Origin of the sequence: Citrobacter sp. Cu231 (assembly GCF_030332265.1) — a bacterium.
In the GTDB taxonomy this organism is placed as follows: domain Bacteria; phylum Pseudomonadota; class Gammaproteobacteria; order Enterobacterales; family Enterobacteriaceae; genus Citrobacter; species Citrobacter meridianamericanus.
The window spans coordinates 63,494-81,774 of record NZ_JAOWIE010000042.1; the positions used below are offsets into that span (position 1 = coordinate 63,494).

Genomic DNA, 18,281 nt, shown 5'->3' on the forward strand with positions numbered 1-18,281 from the left:
ACAACACGAGTGTATTAATAAACGTTAATATTTGTACGCTGAATAATTGGCAGGCTATCTATCAAGGTACAAATAATGACTATAAAAAAAACGGCGCTGGCGGTATCGATTGGCGCAGCAGTGGCATTAACGACCTTCGCCTCCCAGGCGGAAATCACGATCCTGAAACAAGATCCGCAGGCGGGCAACCCGCTGAGCCGTCTTAACTTCACCGTCGGTGGGAGTATTCGTCCGCAGTTCCAGAATATGGCCGGTGACGATGGTAAGAATGGCTACAAGCGTAATGGCTTCGACGGTGGAACGCGTTTCCGCTTCGCCGCTGACTACTATCTGTTTGATGACATCAGTTGGGTGAGCTACTACGAGCTGGGCGTTAACTTCCCGGCGATGTTCAACTGGGACAATCACTATGCTAACGGTGCCAATGATACCACGCGTCGTATGCTGTACACCGGTCTGAAGAGCGCGACCTGGGGGACACTGACCTTCGGTCAACAGAACAGCATTTACTATGATGTGGTGGGGGCAAAAACGGATATCTGGGACTACGACATGATCGGCCAGGCACCGGGTAACGGTATCAATGGCGACTATGATGGTTCTTATCGTACACGTAAATCACTGAAATATAAAAATACGGTAGGTGATGTCGATCTTTACGCGTCTTATCTGTTCAGCGATGACTACAACCCGAACAACGGGTTGCGCTACAAGCGTAAAGGTGGTGGCTCGCTGGGTGTGGATTACCACATCACTGATGACCTGACCTGGGGTACGGCGTGGAACTATACTCGCGCGGAAATGCGTGGTAACACCAGCAAAACCTACGATCAAAACATTGTCGGTACTGCGCTGAGTTGGAAACCGGACAACTGGACGTTCTCCATGGGCGGCGGCTGGTATCAGAACTTCATGACCACCAAAAAAGTCTCGGTTAACGACTATTTTGCCGGTGATGCCTGGGGTCTGGAATACTTCGCGGGTTACACCTTCCCGGTTGGTCAGTATGCGCTGAAATCCGTGCAGCCATACTTTATGGGCGATCGTATTGAATACGTGAATGGTCGTAACTACCTGCGCACCGACAACGGTGTGGGTATCAGCTTCCAGCTGGATTACGGTTTCCGTGTGGATTACGAACACGTCTTCACTTCCAGCACCGATAATCTGGGCGACATGAATCTGGTTCGTCTGCGTTACGACTTCTAAGTCAATTTCCCTGCCAAAACCGGGTAACCAAAAGGTTATCCGGTTTTTTACTCTCCTTTGTTAAAAAACCATAAGTGCCTTCCGCGTACATTCAACGACATATCTCGCAACATCATGAAATAATTTCAAGGACAGCAGGTTGTGATCTGTGTCATGTTAACAATCAGCCTGTTGACAGGCCAACAAGAACAACGCCGCAAGAACGGCGTGAGACATGACACCACAACGTTAAAATGGAGAGATTATGGGATTGCGTCAGAGTTTACGCGTCGCGACCGGAGCGCTGTTACTGGCCTGCGGATTACAATTTGCTCATGCGAACAGTGATCCACACACCATCGTATTTGGCGTCGCACCTGGGCCGTACGGCGATATGGTAAAACAAGCCATTGCCCCTACGTTGAAAGAGAAAGGCTATAAGGTTGTGGTGCGCGAATTCAGCGACTACGTGCAGCCGAACATGGCGCTCTCCAACGGCAGCATTGATGCCAATCTGTTCCAGCACTCGCTCTACTTTGACAAATTCACCGCCGATAAAGGCCTGAAGCTGAGCAAGCTGATTGTGGTCCCAACGGCCGGGATGGGCTTTTACTCGCATAAAATCAAAAGCCTGGATGAGTTGAAAAAAGGGGATGTGATCACGCTTTCCAACGATCCCACTAACCTGGCTCGCGGTCTGCGTTTCCTGCAGTCTATTGGCCTTATCACCATCAAAGATAACATCGACCCGACTAAAGCCTCCGAGCGCGATATCGCCAGCAATCCGAAAGGCCTGGTGTTTAAACCGCTGGAAGCCGCGCAGTTGCCGCGGACGCTGGACGGCGTGACCGGCGCGCTGGTCAACGGTAACTTTGCCGTGGCGGCAAAACTGGATCTCGCCAGCGCCATCAAGCAAGAGCACCTGGATGAAAATCTGAAAAATATCATCGCGGTACGCAGCGAAGATGCGGATAAACCGTTCGCGAAAGATATTGTGGAGGCGGTGAAATCCCCGGCGTATCGCGCCGTGATCGACGACCCGAAAAATATCTACAGCGCCTTCCAGAAACCGGAATGGATGTCGTCAGCCCAATAATCGCTGCGCACAAGGGTTAACAGGGGCAGCGACGACTGCCCTTTTCGCATTTCTGAGGTAGCTATGATTGAGATTGAGAAAGTTTGCGTGGATTTTAGCGCAGGCCGTGGAACATCAACCCGGGCGGTTGATGACGTCAGCTTGCACATTGGCGCAGGTGAAATATTCGGTATTGTCGGGACCAGTGGCGCGGGGAAAAGTACGCTGCTGCGCACCCTCAACGCCTTAACGCGCCCGAGCCAGGGAAGCGTAAAAGTGAATGGCGTGGAGATCTCTGCGCTCGAGGGGGGGCATTTACGCAAAGCGCGTCAGCGTATCGGTATGATTTTTCAACATTTTAACCTGATGCATACCCGCACCGTAGCGCAAAACGTTGCTTTCAGCCTGAAGGCTGCCGGATGGGAGCGCAGCAAAATCGCTCCACGCGTTGCGGAGATTCTGGCGTTGGTCGGGCTGGCGGATAAAGCAAACCGTTTTCCGGTTCAGCTCAGCGGCGGGCAAAAGCAGCGCGTGGGTATTGCCCGTGCGATTGCTAATCACCCGGATGTGCTGTTGTGTGATGAACCTACTTCCGCGCTGGATCTGGAAACGTCAGCAACAATTCTGACATTGCTCAAGCAGATCAACCAACAGTTGGGGATCACGATCGTGCTGATCACCCATGAGATGAACGTGATCAAATCGATTTGCGATCGCGTAGCGGTGATGTCCGGTGGCAAGGTGGTGGAGTCCGGTGAGGTGTTTGACGTTTTTGCTCACCCGCAGCACGCTTTCACTCAACAACTGGTGTCACATACCCTCAACCTGACGCTACCTGAACGTCTGCGCCAGCACCTGCCGGGTCAGCTGTTAAAAATTCTGTTCATCGGTGATTCGGCGGAACAGCCGGTTTTATCAGAAGTCGCGGTTAAATTTGGCGTGGCGGTGAACATTCTGCACGGCAAAATTGAATATATCGGCGAACGTGCGCTGGGGATTCTGGTGGTGCAACTGACCGCGCCGCATAACCCTTCTGCGGTTGAAGTTGCCGTGGAACATATTCGTCAACGTACTGCTCAAGTGGAGGTGATTCGTGGATGATTTATTGCCTGATTTGACGCTGGCGTTTAATGAAACCTTCCAGATGCTGAGCATCTCAACGGTGCTGGCTATTATTGGCGGTTTGCCGCTCGGTTTTCTTATTTTCGTCACCGATCGGCATTTATTCTGGCAGAACCGTTTTGTGTATCTGCTCAGTTCCGTGTTGGTGAATATTATCCGCTCGGTGCCGTTTGTGATCCTGCTGGTGCTGCTGCTACCGCTCACCCAGTTTTTGCTCGGGAATACCATCGGGCCGATTGCGGCATCGGTTCCGCTGTCGGTGGCGGCTATCGCCTTCTATGCCCGTCTGGTCGACAGCGCGCTGCGCGAAGTCGATAAAGGCATTATTGAGGCGGCGGAAGCTTTTGGTGCCAGCCCGATGCGCATCATTTGCACCGTTCTGTTACCTGAGGCGAGCGCGGGACTGCTGCGTGGGCTGACGATAACGTTGGTGAGCCTGATCGGTTACTCCGCAATGGCCGGGATCGTTGGCGGCGGCGGGGTAGGTGACCTGGCGATTCGCTTTGGTTATTACCGCTACGAAACCCAGGTCATGATCGTCACCGTGGTGGCGCTGATTATTCTGGTGCAGGTCGTGCAGGTGCTGGGCGACTGGCTGGCAAAATGCGCGGATAAGCGCGACCGGCATTAATGCGCCTGGAGCCAGTCATTTACGTCCTGCCATGAGCCGCGAAACACGATTTTCGCGGCTTTTTTCTCTAGCTGGTAGCGATACATTGGGTCGTAGTATTCGTTGAGTAACGGTACCAGCCATCCCATATGGGCGTCGGTACTGCCGTTGGCTTGTTGCTCTTGCAGGGCGACGTCGAGCAGGGCGTTCAGCTCGGCAAAGCGCTGTAAACCCAAACGGCGGCGGATAGCAAACAGGCCGTGATGCAAATATTCACAGTACTCCTGCCAGCCCTGACTATCGCCATAAGCGTGAGTGAAATCGTGGTGCATGCGCACAAAATATTCTTCACGTAGTCGCTCAAGGCGTAGCTCAAAAGGATCGTCGACCACCGCAATAGATGCCTGACTCATGCGCTCGCGCAGGTATTCGGGCAAATGATTGGCACCAATCATGCGGCCTTCATCTTCCAGCACCCAGCGATGCAGCGCCTGACGGCTGTCGGTTTTCAGCATCTCGACCGCCAGCAGGTTTTCAAAGCTTGCCTGGCTCAGCTGCGGTTCAACGGTGCGGCCAAAAGAAGATCCACGATGGTGCGCCAGACCTTCGAGGTCAATGCCGTTCGGCTGTTGTTGCACTAGCTGCGTTTTACCGTTCCCGGTACAGCCGCCAATTAAGACGATCGGTTTTTGCACCAGTTCTTCAGTCAGTTGAATCACCGCCTGACGCAACGCTTTATAACCGCCTTGTATTAGCGGGTAATCAGTGCCGGACTCGTGTAGCCACTGCTGCACAATGTGCGACCGCTGACCGCCGCGCGCGCAGCATAAGTAGCCCGCAGGATTTTGACGACAGGCATCCAGCCAGGCCTTCATGCGTCGCTGGCGAGTCTCGCCACAGACCAGTTGATGGCCAAGCGCGAGGGCGGCCTCAGGCCCCTGACGTTTATAACAGGTACCCACGGCTGCACGTTCGTCATCGTTCATTAAGGGAAGGTTTATTGCACCCGGCATTGCGCCCTGCTGAAATTCGACGGGGGCGCGTACATCGATTAAAGGCGTACCGGCGAGCAGAATTGCGCGATAGTCCGTTCCATCGTTCATGTTTGTTCCTGAAAATACAAAACAGCAATGGAGAGGATTTTACGCGCCAGAGGAGGGGCCGGGGAAGGATAAAATCAACTCCCCGGCATTAATGGCTTATTTCAGCTTTGACTGCGCCCAGATAATGCCGCTGGCGTATTCGGGCGGCAGCAGGGGGATAAGCGCTTCCAGCGTCGCGCTAAGACGTGCTGTATCGCTGTCGCTCAGATTCAGATGACCCACCTTACGACCTTCACGCACTTCTTTGTCATACCAGTGCAGGTGTACCAGCGGCAGCTTCAGCCAGTCGTAGTTCAGGTCGCTACCAATCAGGTTTACCATCACCGAAGGATTGTTCACCACCGGCGTCGGTAACGGCAGATTGGTAATGGCGCGCAGGTGTAGCTCAAACTGGCTGATGCTGGCGCCGTTTTGCGTCCAGTGTCCGCTGTTGTGTACGCGCGGAGCCAGTTCGTTGATCAGCAGACCTTCCGGGGTGATGAAACACTCCATCGCCATCACACCGACATAGCCCAGTTCCTGCATGATGGCAGAGAGCATCGCTTCGGCCTGCGCCTGCTGTCTGGCGTTAGCCTGCGGGAAGACTACGCTGGTGCGCAGAATACCGTCCTGGTGCAGGTTATGGGTCAGCGGATAGAAGACGGTGCTGCCGTCGTGCGCACGAGCCCCCACCAGCGACACTTCACCAGAGAAGTTGATTCCCCGCTCGACGATGCACTCGCCGTAGCAGTCGTCTGGAAGTTGTTCGGTTTCATTGGCGCGTAAACGCCATTGCCCACGACCGTCGTAGCCACCGATGCGGCGCTTGACGATAGCCAGTTCACCCAGTTTGTCGAATACCGCAGGCCATTCGCTTTTATCCGCCAACAGTTGCCACGGCGCAGTCGCCAGGTCGAGCTTGTCGAAAAGCTGCTTTTGCGTCAGGCGGTCGGCAATAATCGGGAAAACGTCGCGGTTAACAAACGCTGGGTGGTGCGCCAGTTCGCGAGTGAGCGCCGTTTCCGGCCAGCGTTCAATCTCTGCGGTGATTACGCTTTGCTGAAAAGGTACTGCAGCAGGCTCAGCATCCAGCCCGACGGGCCAGACCGCAATACCCAGCGGCTCACCGGCCTGGCGCAGCATGCGCCCTAACTGACCGTTACCGAGTACGCAAACCTGCTTCATGCCGCACCTCGCGGGTCCGGGTTTTCCAGCACCTCATCGGTTTGCGCTTTGCGCCAGTCGTCCAGACGCTGGTGTAATGTTTTGTCGTGTGTAGCAAGAATCTGTGCTGCCAGCAGAGCCGCATTGGCCGCACCCGCTTTGCCGATCGCCAGCGTTCCAACGGGAATTCCGCGCGGCATTTGAACAATGGAGTAGAGGCTATCTACGCCGCTCAACGCCGCGCTTTGCACCGGAACGCCGAGAACAGGCACCAGCGTTTTCGCCGCAATCATACCTGGCAGATGTGCAGCGCCGCCGGCACCGGCAATTATCACCTGATAGCCGTTCTCTTCAGCATTTTCGGCGAAGCTGAATAGCTTGTCTGGGGTACGGTGGGCGGAGACGACTTCAACATGATGCGGAACGTTCAGGATTTCGAAGATTTCGGCGGCGAACTGCATGGTAGCCCAGTCGCTTTTGGACCCCATCACGATGGCGACACGCGCCGGATTATTGCGGGAAGACATGCGTCTGAAAACTCCTGTGGTGCACTACACTCGACTTTTGAGGCCACCGAGAATAGCACAATTCAATCTCAAGGAAAACGATTGCGCGCTTTACACTTCACTCTTCAAGCTGCCTCTTTGTTGGCTGCATCTGCTCACCCCAGTCACTTACTTTTGTAAGCTCCAGGGGACTCACAGATTTGCCGCCTCGATGCAACTCGAATAGTTTTGTGTAAAGAGGAACTGGGTGCCTGCAGAATTAAAACGGAAAAGCGATTAGCTCAACGTCGCTGGACGTGACTTTTACCATTGAGCCTTCGGTATGCCATGCGCCTAATACCACGCGGAAAGCGGGTTGTTCATTGGCCGTGAGTTCGTGGACAGCCGGACGGTGTGTATGACCGTGAATTAACCACTGGACCTGATGTTTTTCCATCTCGTTAATCACGGCCTGCGGATTCACATCCATGATTTCCAGCGATTTACTGCTGTTGGCGGCAAGACTTCCGGCGCGCATTTTTGCGGCAATGCGCTGGCGAACGAACAGGGGCAGGGCGAGAAACAGCTTCTGTAGCCAGGGTTGATGCACTTTGGCGCGAAACGCCTGATAGCCCGCGTCGTCGGTACACAAGGTGTCGCCATGCATGATCAGTACCTTGCGGCCATACAGGTCGAGCACTTTTTCTTCGGGCAGCAGAGTCATGCCGCTTTCACGGGCAAAACGCTTGCCGAGCAGAAAGTCACGGTTGCCGTGAATAAAAAAGCAGGGGACGCCGGTGTCAGCCAACGCTTTTATCGCCTCGGCCATTTCATGATGCAGCGGATTAGGATCGTCATCGCCAATCCAGGCTTCAAACAGATCGCCGAGAATGTATAGCGCATCGGCCTTGCGCGCATCGCCGGCTAAAAAACGCAGAAAACCGGCGGTGATCGCCGGTTCTTCTGTGCAGAGGTGAAGGTCTGCAATAAACAGTGTCGCCACGTTTACTCGCTGACGGTCACGTTTTCAATGATGACGTCTTCTTTTGGCACATCCTGGTGCATGCCGCTGCGACCGGTGGAAACGCCTTTGATTTTATCAACCACGTCCATGCCTTCAACCACTTCAGCGAACACGCAGTAACCCCAACCCTGCATGCTTTCGCCAGAGAAGTTCAGGAAGTCGTTGTCTGCAACGTTGATAAAGAACTGTGCGGTTGCGGAGTGCGGAGCCTGAGTACGCGCCATTGCCAGCGTACCACGGGTATTTTTCAGACCGTTGTTCGCTTCGTTTTTGATCGCTTCTTTCGTGGCTTTTTGCTTCATGCCCGGCTCGAAACCGCCGCCCTGGATCATGAAACCGTTAATAACACGGTGGAAAATGGTGTTGTTATAAAAACCTTCGCGGCAGTAGTCCAGGAAGTTTTTAACTGTTTCAGGCGCTTTATCATCAAACGTTTTGATTACGATATCGCCGTGATTAGTGTGGAAAGTAACCATTTTTGCATCCTGTTCCGATAGATTGGTGCTTCGACCCCGTCAAGGGTCAGAGTTAGGGGTGTGTTATAGCATAACCGCAAGCTGCGATCACCTCGCAAAGTGTGCTGCTTCCGGTCTCAATTATGGGTATTATACAGACTTTACTATCCACACACGTCTACACGGAATCTTCGATGTTAAAAATCTTTAATACACTGACGCGCCAAAAAGAGGAATTCAAACCTATTCATGCCGGGGAAGTCGGCATGTACGTGTGTGGTATTACCGTTTACGATCTCTGTCATATTGGCCACGGACGTACCTTCGTTTCTTTCGACGTCGTTGCACGCTATCTGCGCTTCCTCGGCTATAAGCTGAAGTATGTGCGCAACATTACCGATATCGATGACAAAATCATCAAGCGCGCGAATGAAAACGGTGAAAGCTTTGTCGCGTTGGTTGATCGTATGATTGCGGAAATGCATAGCGATTTTGATGCGCTGAATATTCTGCGCCCGGATCTGGAACCGCGCGCGACGCATCATATTGCCGAGATTATTGAGATCACCGAACAGCTGATCGCCAAAGGTCACGCCTATGTTGCCGATAATGGCGACGTGATGTTCGACGTCCCGACTGATCCGAACTACGGTCAGTTGTCACGCCAGGATCTGGATCAACTGCAGGCGGGCGCTCGCGTTGACGTGGTTGACGTGAAGCGCAACCCGATGGACTTCGTGCTGTGGAAAATGTCCAAAGAGGGCGAGCCGAGCTGGCCGTCACCGTGGGGCGCGGGCCGTCCGGGCTGGCACATTGAATGTTCTGCGATGAACTGCAAACAGTTGGGCAATCATTTTGATATTCACGGCGGCGGTTCAGACCTGATGTTCCCGCACCATGAAAACGAAATTGCGCAGTCTACCTGTGCGCACGACGGTGAATACGTCAATTACTGGATGCACTCCGGAATGGTGATGGTTGACCGTGAGAAAATGTCCAAATCGCTGGGCAACTTCTTTACCGTGCGCGACGTGCTGAAATACTACGACGCCGAAACCATTCGCTACTTCCTGATGTCCGGCCATTATCGCAGCCAGTTGAACTACAGCGAAGAGAACCTGAAACAGGCACGCTCTGCGCTGGAGCGTCTGTATACTGCGCTGCGCGGCACTGACAAGTCCGTTGCTCCAGCCGGTGGCGAAGCCTTTGAAGCGCGCTTCATTGAAGCGATGGATGACGACTTCAACACGCCGGAAGCCTACTCCGTACTGTTTGATATGGCCCGTGAGGTTAACCGCCTGAAGGGTGAAGATATGGCGGCGGCTAATGGTATGGCTGCGCATCTGCGTAAGCTCTCCAGCGTGCTGGGCCTGCTGGAACAGGAGCCAGAAGCCTTCCTGCAAAGCGGTGCGCAGGCGGATGACGGTGAAGTTACTGAAATTGAAGCGTTAATCCAACAGCGTCTGGATGCCCGTAAAGCGAAGGACTGGGCGGCAGCCGACGCCGCGCGTGATCGCCTCAACGAGATGGGCATCGTGCTGGAAGACGGTCCGCAGGGCACCACCTGGCGTCGTAAGTAACACTCTATATTGCCGGATGGCGGCTTACGCCTTATCCGGCCTACGATGGAATGATCGGTAGGCCTGATAAGCGTAGCGCCATCAGGCACTATTAATGACGTTTGTACCACCACAGCACACCCATCATCATAACGCCCGGCAGCCAAACCCACATCAGCTCCGAAATTATTACCTGATGCCCATATGGTGTGGCGTAGCGTGATAGCGCGAACGGGGCGACTTTAATCACCTGCCACGGTGCGAAGAACCGTTCATCCGACCACGGCCACAGCCAGCCGACGCCTTTACCGCCGGTGGTGACAGAATCCAGCAGGCTATGCGACAACAGTGAAACCGTCAGGAATAACCAGCAGCGAATCAGTCCGGCTTTAAACCATCGTCGGCCAATGATTACGCACAGCAGCGGTACCACGAAGGCGAACAGCAGTGAGTGGGTAAATCCACGGTGGCCAAACACATTGCCATAGGCGACACCGAACTTAAATGACAACACATCGGCATCTGGCAGTATAGCCAGAACGACGCCAGTAAACAGTAAGCGCGGGGGGATGACTTTAAGTCCGAGACCTAACCCTAAGCAGAGTGGCACGGCTGCGTGGGTAACAATTGTTGGCATGATGATCGCTTCGTGTGGAAAAACGACATGCTAACAATTCGCTGTGAAGTGGTGATGAAGTTATTATCTGAAAATGAGAGAGGAAGTAGCCGGACAGGGGGTTAACCTCATCCGGCACCAGGGATCATGCCACGACGGTAATGCTTTGGCCTTCAAAGCTTACGGTCTGTCCGGCAACGATTTTGCAGCGCTTACGCGTTTCTACTACACCATCGACCTTCACCAACCCTTCGCCAATGGCGATTTTTGCCTGGGCGCCGCTTTCACTCCAGCCTTCCAGCTTCAGCAGATCGCAGAGTTCAACATGTGGGTGTTTCCCCAGTGAAAATGTGGCCATCTTAAACGTCCTTTACATCATGATATTCAACACACGCCTGGAGCGTGTTTTCGATAAGTGTGGCGACGGTCATTGGGCCTACGCCGCCTGGGACAGGCGTGATATATGACGCGCGTGCGGCAGCATCTTCAAAGACCACATCGCCAACAACCTTACCATTCTCCAGACGGTTGATGCCGACATCAATCACAATTGCGCCTTCTTTGATCCACTCACCGGGAATAAAGCCCGGTTTACCGACGGCAACAATTAGCAGATCGGCATGCTCAACGTGGCGACGCAGATCTTTGGTGAAGCGATGGGTAACGGTGGTGGTGCAGCCAGCCAGCAGCAGTTCCATGCTCATCGGGCGACCGACAATGTTTGAAGCGCCAATGACGACCGCATTCAGGCCGTAGGTGTCGATGTTGTAACGCTCAAGCAGGGTCACAATACCGCGCGGGGTACATGGACGCAGGCGCGGCGCACGCTGGCACAGACGACCGACGTTATACGGGTGGAAACCGTCAACGTCTTTATCCGGTGCAATACGCTCCAGCACTTTAACGTTGTCGATACCGGCAGGTAACGGCAGTTGTACCAGAATACCGTCGATGGTGGTATCTGCATTGAGCGTATCGATCAGCTCAAGAAGCTCCGCCTCGCTGGTGGTTTCGGGCAGGTCATAGGAGCGGGAGACGAACCCCACTTCGTCGCAGGCTTTGCGTTTACTCGCGACGTAAATTTGCGAAGCCGGGTTGCTACCTACCAGCACAACAGCCAGGCCCGGAGCGCGTAATCCAGCCGCTGTACGCGCCTGAACTTTTTGAGCAACCTCAGAGCGCACCTGCTGCGCAATCGTTTTACCGTCAATAATCTTTGCTGCCATCAGAGAGAGGATTCCGTCTGTTACGTTAAATCGAAGGGGATGCCACTATTTTGTCAGAAGCGGGACGTGCTGTCAGTTTTCGTTTGCGTTTTTATGTGCGCCAGGGCTGTCACGGGCTGGAAATGGTGTCAGTACAGAGACTAAAGTCTAACGAATAAATGATGAGCACGCTAATTAAAATTAACGTGAATGAAACATCTCATCACCCTGGGTTTTCTATGGGTAATGCTTCATAAACCAGACTGTTACGTACTATTAAGGCGGCATTTAGGTAATATTAACCAAGACTTTTCTTAGATCCCATTAAGAATTAGCCAGGGCTATTAAAAGGATTTGCAGGTATTTTTCATTAATTGAAATGTTTAATTTATCGCTGTGACGAATAGTCATATTCGCGAAGGATAATTAGTAAATCAAATACTCAGGAGAGTCAGGGTAAAAGGTTAGCTAATTCTCTTACGATATATATCTTTACAGGATGCAGAGATAATTAGCCTGACATTTAATGTCGATAATGAAAACGGATCCCGCAGGATGCTGGAGCCGGATGTGTGTAATTCAAGGGAAATCCATGAAACGTAAATTAATGACCTCTTCTGTTATTGCCAGCCTGATGTTAGTCGCAGGTGCTGCGGTTGCAGCCGATCCGGTAAGCGTGAGCGGCGGTACTGTGCATTTTGAAGGTGAACTGGTCAATGCAGCCTGTGCAGTCAGTACTCAGTCATCCGATCAGGTTGTCACTTTAGGCCAGTATCGTACTGCCAGTTTTGCCGCAGTGGGTGATACAACAGCACAAATTCCGTTCTCCATCGTGCTGAATGACTGCGATCCTGCCGTTGCTGCGACGGCGGCCGTGGCTTTCTCTGGTCAGGCGGATGCCACCAACTCGGCTCTGCTGGCTGTTTCTTCAGGGAATAACACCACCACCGCTGGCGGTGTAGGTATCGAGATTCTGGACAACGCCTCTACTGCGCTGAAACCTGATGGCGCGACCTTCTCTACCGCTCAGGCGCTGGTAGAAGGAACCAACACCCTGCGTTTCTCTGCACGTTATAAAGCGACTGCCGCAAGCGCTACGCCGGGTCAGGCAAATGCCGACGCAACGTTCATCATGAAGTACGAATAAGCCGTTTTGAGTTGCGCAAGGATGACGTTCGCCTCAATGGATGAGGCAATATCCGGGGATGATGAAGGATGCGGCAGATGATAGGGAAAGGCGTAGCGCTGGCAGGAATGCTGTGCGTAATGCCTGTGTTTGCACATACGGTGATACTGGAAAGTGGTCGCCTCCACTTACGTGGACAGCTCGTCAATGGTGCTTGTACGGTCGCCACTGACAGTCAGAATATGCGGGTGCAAATGGGGCAGTATCGTACGAATGCTTTCTCCGGGACGGGAAGCTTCGCCTCTACCAGTGTTCCGTTTTCACTGCGCTTAACGTCGTGCAGCGCCGATGTTTATGACCATGTTGGGATTGCGTTTGCAGGCGTGACGCCAGCCGAAGATCCCCAGGTTTTTCTTGCAAGCGGTGATGCGTCTGCGGCTTCGGGGATCGGTCTGGCATTATTTGATGAGCGTCAACGGCAAATTATTCCGAATGCGCTGCCGCTTCATTATGCGCCAATTATAACGCAAGAAATGACGTTTCATTTCACTGCTCGCTATCGGGCTGTATCGGAAAATATAACCCCGGGAACGCTTCGTTCAGACGTGTGGTTTACGTTGGTTTATCCCTGATTTATTTCCCAACGATAATCGCATCAAAGGTATTTGTAGCTTATGTCTAATTATCTGAAATCAGGTTTTATCCTTTTTCTGGCCTTATTTTCTGCTGCCAGTGTTCATGCTGCTGGCGGTATTGCATTAGGCGCCACTCGCGTTATTTATCCGGCTGATGCCAAACAAACGTCCCTGTCTATTGGCAATAGCGATACCAAAGAACGTTACCTGGTAAATTCATGGATTGAGAATAGCGCAGGTGTTAAAGAAAAATCGTTTGTGGTTACACCTCCACTGTTTGTTAGCGAACCCAAAAGCGAAAACACGCTGCGTATCATCTATGCAGGTGTTCCGCTACCCAAAGACCGTGAGTCGCTGTTCTGGATGAACGTAAAAGCCATTCCGTCAGTCAATAAAAACAGCCTTGAGGGCAAAAACGTTTTACAACTGGCGATCCTGTCACGTATCAAACTTTTCGTGCGTCCGAATAATTTGCCGCAAATCCCGGAAGATGCGCCGGGGATGTTGACGTTTGCCCGTTCCGGCAATCACCTGAAAATTAACAATCCGTCAGCGTATTACGTCACGTTGGTCAATCTCAACGTGGGGAAAACGAAGGTAGATAACGTGATGGTTGCACCGAAAAGCGATGCACAGGTTCTGTTACCAACGGGCGTGCAGGGCAACGTTACGTTCCAGACGGTCAATGATTATGGCGCTGTGACCCCGGCCAAAACGGTTAGTGTGCGTTGAGATAACGATGAATAAGACAACGTATTTTCCTGGCCTGTTTCCGGGGGTTACGCCACCGCTGGCGGGGGTGGCGTTGTCCACGCTGGCGGCGCTTTTTCCCTCTCTCAGCTACGGGGAAAGCTATTTTAATCCGGCCTTTTTATCTGCGGATACGGCAACCGTGGCGGATTTATCACGTTTTGAAAAAGGCAATCACCAGCCTGAAGGTGTCTATCGTGTGGATATCTGGCGCAATGATGAGTTTGTTGCCACTCAGGATATTCGTTTTGTCACCAGTGCGGCAAAAGCAGGCGAGAAGTCTGGCGGGTTGATGCCGTGCTTTGGGCTCGACTGGGTGAAGCGTCTTGGCGTCAATATCGCCGCGTTTCCGGCACTCAGTAAGGATCCTAACGATACCTGTATCAATCTACCTGAAGCGATTCCAGGCAGCGAGATTGCGTTTGATTTTTCTACCCTGCGACTAAACATCAGCCTGCCACAGGCCTCGATGTTAAACAGCGCGCGCGGCTATATTCCACCGGAAGAGTGGGATGAAGGCATTCCGGCCGCGCTGGTTAACTACAGTTTCACCGGCAGCCGTGGTAGTGATACGGACAGCTATTTTCTGAGTATGCTCAGTGGTCTGAACTATGGCCCCTGGCGGTTGAGAAACAACGGTGCCTGGAGCTATTCCAAGGGCGACGGGTACCGCTCACAAAGCTGGAAAAACATCGGCACATGGCTTCAGCGCGCGATTATCCCGCTGAAGGGGGAACTGGTGATGGGCGACAGCAACACCGGCAACGACGTTTTTGACAGCGTCGGTTTTCGCGGTGCGCGCCTTTACTCCTCTGACAGTATGTATCCCGACAGCTTACAGGGCTATGCGCCAACCGTTCGCGGCATTGCGCGTACCGCCGCGAAACTGACCATTCGCCAGAATGGCTATGTGATTTATCAAAGCTATGTTTCACCCGGCGCTTTCTCGATAACCGATCTTAACCCGACATCGTCCAGCGGCGATCTTGAGGTCACGGTGGATGAGAAGGACGGCAGCCAACAACGCTATACGGTGCCTTACTCCACGGTTCCTTTATTACAGCGGGAAGGGCGTTTCAAATATGACGTGGTCGCCGGGGATTTTCGCAGCGGCAATAGCCAACAGTCTTCTCCGTTCTTTTTCCAGGGAACATTAATTGCCGGGTTACCAGAAGGCTACACCGCGTATGGTGGGACGCAGTTGGCCTCACGCTACACCGCGTTAGTTTTAGGCACAGGCCGAAACCTGGGGGACTGGGGGGCGGTTTCAGTCGATCTAACCCATGCTCGCAGCCAACTGGCGGATGACAGTACGCATCAGGGGCAGTCATTGCGTTTTCTGTATGCGAAATCGCTGAACAATTTTGGCACCAACTTTCAGTTGTTGGGATATCGCTACTCTACGCGTGGTTTCTACACCCTCGACGATGTGGCGTATCGCAGTATGGAAGGTTATGAGTACGAATACGACAGCGAAGGCAATCGCCACGATGTGCCCGATGTGAAGAGTTACCACAACCTGAACTACAGCAAAAAAGGCCGTTTCCAGATCAACATTTCGCAAAATCTGGGGGATTACGGATCGCTGTATATCTCGGGTAGCCAGCAGACATACTGGAACACTTCAGACACCAATACCTGGTATCAACTGGGCTATGCCAGCGGCTGGCAGGGGATTAGCTATTCACTATCCTGGTCGTGGAATGAATCGGTTGGCATCTCCGACACCGACCGTATTGTCGCGTTCAATATGTCAATACCGTTCAGCCTGCTGAGCGGGCGGCGCTACTCGCGAGATAGCGCTTTCGATCGCACCTACGCCACCTTTAATGCCAACCGTAATAGCAATGGACAAAATAGCTGGCAGAGCGGGATCGGCGGTACGTTGCTGGATGGACGCAACCTGAGCTACAGCGTGAATCAGGGGCACAGCAGCACCAATGGCTACAGTGGAAACGCCAGTGCCAACTGGCAGGCGGCCTATGGCACGCTGGGCGTGGGATACAACTACGATCGCGATCAGCATGACTACAACTGGCAGCTCTCCGGCGGCGTGGTTGGGCATGCGGACGGCATTACGCTCAGTCAGCCTCTGGGCGATACCAACGTGTTGATTAAAGCGCCTGGCGCACAGGGGGTGCGGATAGAAAACCAGACCGGCGTTCAAACCGACTGGCGTGGATACGCGGTGATGCCGTATGCCACCGTCTATCGCTATAACCGCGTCGCGTTAGACACCAATTCCATGAATAACAATACCGATGTGGAAAATAACGTCAGCAGCGTCGTGCCAACGCAAGGGGCACTGGTGCGAGCGGCGTTTGATACGCGAATCGGCGTGCGGGCGCTGATTACCGCCAGACATGCCGGTAAACCCGTGCCGTTTGGCTCTATTGTGCGGGAAAACACCAGCGGCGTGACCAGTATGGTGGGCGAAGACGGGCAAATTTATCTCAGTGGTCTGCCGCTCAAAGGCGAGTTGCTGATCCAGTGGGGAGAAGGCGCAAACGCTCGCTGCGTGGCGCGCTATGCCTTGCCTGAGGATAGCCTGAAACAGGCGGTGACGCTCACGAACGTGACGTGCGAATCTCCAACGGCACGACAGGAATAATACGATGAAAAGACAAACGGGTTTATTACTGGGAAGCGCTTTATTGTTGATTGCCCATTCATCATGGGCGACGGTCTGCCAGAACTCGAATGGCACACCAACGGATGTTTTTTACGATTTGTCGAATGTCTTTAACAGCAGCAACAACCAGCCGGGACAGGTGGTAACGTTACCGGAAAAATCGGGCTGGATTGGCGTGAATGCCACCTGTCCGGCCGGAACGACGGTGAATTACACTTACCGAAGCTATGTTACTGAACTTCCGGTGCAAAGTACCGAGGGCGGTTTTCAGTATCTGAAGCTCAATGACTACCTGCTGGGAGCCATGAGCATCACCGACAGCTATGCCGGACTATTTTATCCCCCGCGTAGCTATATCCGTATGGGGACTCACCCCAACGTACCTAAACAGCAGCCTTTTGGCGTAATGGATTCAAAGCTGGTGTTTAAACTCAAAGTGATCCGTCCGTTTATTAATATGGTTCCGATTCCGCGGCAGACGATGTTCAGTGTTTATGTCACGACCAGTACCGGGGATGCGCTAAGTACGCCGGTGTATACCATCAGCTACAGCGGCAAGGTGGAGATTCCACAAAACTGTGAAGTGAATGCCGGGCAGATTGTCGAGTTTGATTTTGGTGATATTGGCGCATCGCTATTCAGCAAGGCGGGAGCGGGAAACCGGCCCGAAGGCATCAATCCGCAGACCAAAACGGTGGCGATAAAATGTACCAACGTCGCGGCACAGGCCTACTTAACCATGCGTGTAGAGGCTGAGAAAGCCACCGGAAAAATGATGGTATCTGACAACCCGGATTTAGGTTTTATCGTCGCCGATAGCAGTGGTAACCCGCTGACGCCTAACAATTTGTCCAGCAATATCCCCTTTCAACTGGATGATAACGCCGCAGCCAGGGTCGGTATTCGGGCATGGCCGGTCAGCGTGACGGGGAATAAACCTACCGAAGGGCCTTTTACGGCTCGTGGCTATCTGCGAGTGGATTATGACTAATAAGCCAATGCCATCCACATGGGGGCTTCTGACGATGGTGTCCCTGCTGACATTTAGTTTGTTGTGCCATGCCTCCTCGTCGCTGGGTGAAATCAATATTGAACTGCGTGGTAATGTGGTGGACTTTACCTGCGCAGTGATTGCCAGCGACAGCAATAAGTCGGTGGAGTTAGGGACCTGGCCGACAAAGCAGCTTCAGACCAGCGGAGATACCACTCAACCGGTCGCGTTTACGCTGAAGCTTGAAGGTTGCCCGCCGGGATCCGCTTCGATAACGTTTTCCGGTACTCCGGCTCCGGGCACGACGCTGCTGGCGCTCGATGATGTGGTCATGGCGCAAAAGGTGGCGATTGAACTGCACGACAGCGACCGTACGCGACTGCCTCTTGAGCAGGCCAGCGAGTCAGTGAGTATTGATGAGAACGGCAATGCCACACTAACCTTTTTCGCTAACTACATCGCGTTAGCTGATGGGGTTCAGCCAGGTGTTGCCAGGGCTGATGCCACGTTTATGATTAACTATAACTAATCAATGCGCTGACAAGACGCTCCCGAACGACAT

19 protein-coding genes are annotated in these 18,281 nt (G+C 53.1%); 11 read left to right on the forward strand and 8 right to left on the reverse strand.

All coding sequences use genetic code 11. The annotated features are described in order from the left end of the window. The first annotated feature begins 75 nt into the window (after positions 1-75). From OGY15_RS16445 to OGY15_RS16460, 4 genes are all read left to right on the forward strand, one after another. A complete protein-coding gene (locus tag OGY15_RS16445) occupies positions 76-1,209 on the forward strand; it encodes a porin (RefSeq protein ID WP_187252888.1) in 1,134 nt (377 codons plus the stop codon). A 244-nt stretch (positions 1,210-1,453) separates the two neighbouring features. Beyond that, the gene (locus tag OGY15_RS16450; RefSeq protein WP_151224881.1) at positions 1,454-2,284 is read left to right on the forward strand and encodes a MetQ/NlpA family ABC transporter substrate-binding protein; all 831 of its coding nucleotides are present in this window, start codon (positions 1,454-1,456) and stop codon (positions 2,282-2,284) included. Positions 2,285-2,347: 63 nt separating this feature from the next. Beyond that, on the forward strand, positions 2,348-3,364 hold the full coding sequence (gene sfbB / locus OGY15_RS16455) for a virulence-associated ABC transporter ATP-binding protein SfbB (protein WP_151218668.1): 1,017 nt from the start codon (positions 2,348-2,350) through the stop codon (positions 3,362-3,364). Beyond that, a complete protein-coding gene (locus OGY15_RS16460; protein ID WP_286540148.1) occupies positions 3,357-4,016 on the forward strand; it encodes a methionine ABC transporter permease in 660 nt (219 codons plus the stop codon). The genes sfbB and OGY15_RS16460 overlap by 8 nt, the downstream gene beginning before the upstream one ends. Here OGY15_RS16460 and mnmH read toward each other — a convergent pair. The 5 genes from mnmH to ppiB all read right to left on the reverse strand — a co-directional run bounded on the left by mnmH (position 4,013) and on the right by ppiB (position 8,226). Continuing rightward, positions 4,013-5,098 carry a tRNA 2-selenouridine(34) synthase MnmH gene (gene mnmH, locus OGY15_RS16465; RefSeq protein ID WP_286540151.1) on the reverse strand — a complete coding sequence of 362 codons (1,086 nt, stop codon included), beginning with the start codon at positions 5,096-5,098 and terminating at the stop codon, positions 4,013-4,015. The two genes, OGY15_RS16460 and mnmH, sit on opposite strands and share 4 nt — an antisense overlap. A 96-nt stretch (positions 5,099-5,194) precedes the next feature. Next, positions 5,195-6,262: a 5-(carboxyamino)imidazole ribonucleotide synthase gene (gene purK / locus OGY15_RS16470; protein ID WP_286540153.1), complete on the reverse strand. Its 1,068-nt coding sequence runs from the start codon at positions 6,260-6,262 to the stop codon at positions 5,195-5,197. Continuing rightward, positions 6,259-6,768, reverse strand: coding sequence for a 5-(carboxyamino)imidazole ribonucleotide mutase (gene purE, locus OGY15_RS16475; protein WP_151218672.1), 510 nt, complete (start codon positions 6,766-6,768; stop codon positions 6,259-6,261). Before purE ends, purK begins: the two co-directional genes overlap by 4 nt. A gap of 238 nt (positions 6,769-7,006) precedes the next feature. Further along, the gene (gene lpxH / locus OGY15_RS16480) at positions 7,007-7,729 is read right to left on the reverse strand and encodes a UDP-2,3-diacylglucosamine diphosphatase (RefSeq protein ID WP_187252870.1); all 723 of its coding nucleotides are present in this window, start codon (positions 7,727-7,729) and stop codon (positions 7,007-7,009) included. A 2-nt stretch (positions 7,730-7,731) separates the two neighbouring features. After that, positions 7,732-8,226, reverse strand: coding sequence for a peptidylprolyl isomerase B (gene ppiB / locus OGY15_RS16485; protein ID WP_003021875.1), 495 nt, complete (start codon positions 8,224-8,226; stop codon positions 7,732-7,734). Between the two features lie 173 nt (positions 8,227-8,399). Here ppiB and cysS point away from each other — a divergent pair, with 173 nt between their 5' ends. Continuing rightward, a complete protein-coding gene (gene cysS, locus OGY15_RS16490) occupies positions 8,400-9,785 on the forward strand; it encodes a cysteine--tRNA ligase (protein ID WP_210904739.1) in 1,386 nt (461 codons plus the stop codon). Between the two features lie 91 nt (positions 9,786-9,876). Here cysS and OGY15_RS16495 read toward each other — a convergent pair whose 3' ends face one another. From OGY15_RS16495 to folD, 3 genes are all read right to left on the reverse strand, one after another. After that, a complete protein-coding gene (locus OGY15_RS16495; protein ID WP_286540158.1) occupies positions 9,877-10,401 on the reverse strand; it encodes a metal-dependent hydrolase in 525 nt (174 codons plus the stop codon). Between the two features lie 124 nt (positions 10,402-10,525). After that, positions 10,526-10,738: a ribosome-associated protein YbcJ gene (ybcJ, locus tag OGY15_RS16500; RefSeq protein WP_048212377.1), complete on the reverse strand. Its 213-nt coding sequence runs from the start codon at positions 10,736-10,738 to the stop codon at positions 10,526-10,528. A gap of 1 nt (position 10,739) precedes the next feature. After that, the gene (gene folD, locus OGY15_RS16505) at positions 10,740-11,606 is read right to left on the reverse strand and encodes a bifunctional methylenetetrahydrofolate dehydrogenase/methenyltetrahydrofolate cyclohydrolase FolD (RefSeq protein ID WP_286540160.1); all 867 of its coding nucleotides are present in this window, start codon (positions 11,604-11,606) and stop codon (positions 10,740-10,742) included. A 571-nt stretch (positions 11,607-12,177) separates the two neighbouring features. Between folD and fimA the strand changes: the two genes are divergently transcribed. The 6 genes from fimA (at position 12,178) to sfmF (ending at position 18,248) form a co-directional block, all read left to right on the forward strand. Then, positions 12,178-12,732, forward strand: a complete 555-nt coding sequence (gene fimA, locus OGY15_RS16510) for a type 1 fimbrial major subunit FimA (protein WP_151218675.1) — start codon at positions 12,178-12,180, stop codon at positions 12,730-12,732. A 77-nt stretch (positions 12,733-12,809) separates the two neighbouring features. Further along, on the forward strand, positions 12,810-13,343 hold the full coding sequence (fimI, locus tag OGY15_RS16515) for a type 1 fimbrial protein subunit FimI (RefSeq protein WP_151218676.1): 534 nt from the start codon (positions 12,810-12,812) through the stop codon (positions 13,341-13,343). Positions 13,344-13,385: 42 nt separating this feature from the next. Continuing rightward, the gene (gene fimC / locus OGY15_RS16520) at positions 13,386-14,078 is read left to right on the forward strand and encodes a type 1 fimbria chaperone FimC (protein WP_151218677.1); all 693 of its coding nucleotides are present in this window, start codon (positions 13,386-13,388) and stop codon (positions 14,076-14,078) included. A gap of 7 nt (positions 14,079-14,085) precedes the next feature. Then, the gene (locus OGY15_RS16525; RefSeq protein ID WP_151218678.1) at positions 14,086-16,707 is read left to right on the forward strand and encodes a fimbrial biogenesis usher protein; all 2,622 of its coding nucleotides are present in this window, start codon (positions 14,086-14,088) and stop codon (positions 16,705-16,707) included. 4 nt (positions 16,708-16,711) lie between these two features. Continuing rightward, on the forward strand, positions 16,712-17,719 hold the full coding sequence (gene fimH / locus OGY15_RS16530; RefSeq protein WP_286540165.1) for a type 1 fimbria D-mannose specific adhesin FimH: 1,008 nt from the start codon (positions 16,712-16,714) through the stop codon (positions 17,717-17,719). A gap of 34 nt (positions 17,720-17,753) precedes the next feature. Beyond that, positions 17,754-18,248 carry a fimbria assembly protein gene (gene sfmF / locus OGY15_RS16535; RefSeq protein ID WP_151225080.1) on the forward strand — a complete coding sequence of 165 codons (495 nt, stop codon included), beginning with the start codon at positions 17,754-17,756 and terminating at the stop codon, positions 18,246-18,248. The last annotated feature ends 33 nt before the right edge of the window (positions 18,249-18,281 follow it).

What these genes read in the sequence shown, in the direction of transcription:
- OGY15_RS16445 (WP_187252888.1), top strand. Translation starts at nt 76, where the DNA reads ATGACTATAAAAAAAACGGCGCTGGCGGTATCGATTGGCGCAGCAGTG.
- OGY15_RS16450 (WP_151224881.1), top strand. Translation starts at nt 1,454, where the DNA reads ATGGGATTGCGTCAGAGTTTACGCGTCGCGACCGGAGCGCTGTTACTG.
- sfbB (WP_151218668.1), top strand. Translation starts at nt 2,348, where the DNA reads ATGATTGAGATTGAGAAAGTTTGCGTGGATTTTAGCGCAGGCCGTGGA.
- mnmH (WP_286540151.1), bottom strand. Translation starts at nt 5,098, where the DNA reads ATGAACGATGGAACGGACTATCGCGCAATTCTGCTCGCCGGTACGCCT.
- purK (WP_286540153.1), bottom strand. Translation starts at nt 6,262, where the DNA reads ATGAAGCAGGTTTGCGTACTCGGTAACGGTCAGTTAGGGCGCATGCTG.
- purE (WP_151218672.1), bottom strand. Translation starts at nt 6,768, where the DNA reads ATGTCTTCCCGCAATAATCCGGCGCGTGTCGCCATCGTGATGGGGTCC.
- ppiB (WP_003021875.1), bottom strand. Translation starts at nt 8,226, where the DNA reads ATGGTTACTTTCCACACTAATCACGGCGATATCGTAATCAAAACGTTT.
- cysS (WP_210904739.1), top strand. Translation starts at nt 8,400, where the DNA reads ATGTTAAAAATCTTTAATACACTGACGCGCCAAAAAGAGGAATTCAAA.
- OGY15_RS16495 (WP_286540158.1), bottom strand. Translation starts at nt 10,401, where the DNA reads ATGCCAACAATTGTTACCCACGCAGCCGTGCCACTCTGCTTAGGGTTA.
- ybcJ (WP_048212377.1), bottom strand. Translation starts at nt 10,738, where the DNA reads ATGGCCACATTTTCACTGGGGAAACACCCACATGTTGAACTCTGCGAT.
- folD (WP_286540160.1), bottom strand. Translation starts at nt 11,606, where the DNA reads ATGGCAGCAAAGATTATTGACGGTAAAACGATTGCGCAGCAGGTGCGC.
- fimA (WP_151218675.1), top strand. Translation starts at nt 12,178, where the DNA reads ATGAAACGTAAATTAATGACCTCTTCTGTTATTGCCAGCCTGATGTTA.
- fimI (WP_151218676.1), top strand. Translation starts at nt 12,810, where the DNA reads ATGATAGGGAAAGGCGTAGCGCTGGCAGGAATGCTGTGCGTAATGCCT.
- fimC (WP_151218677.1), top strand. Translation starts at nt 13,386, where the DNA reads ATGTCTAATTATCTGAAATCAGGTTTTATCCTTTTTCTGGCCTTATTT.
- OGY15_RS16525 (WP_151218678.1), top strand. Translation starts at nt 14,086, where the DNA reads ATGAATAAGACAACGTATTTTCCTGGCCTGTTTCCGGGGGTTACGCCA.
- fimH (WP_286540165.1), top strand. Translation starts at nt 16,712, where the DNA reads ATGAAAAGACAAACGGGTTTATTACTGGGAAGCGCTTTATTGTTGATT.
- sfmF (WP_151225080.1), top strand. Translation starts at nt 17,754, where the DNA reads ATGGTGTCCCTGCTGACATTTAGTTTGTTGTGCCATGCCTCCTCGTCG.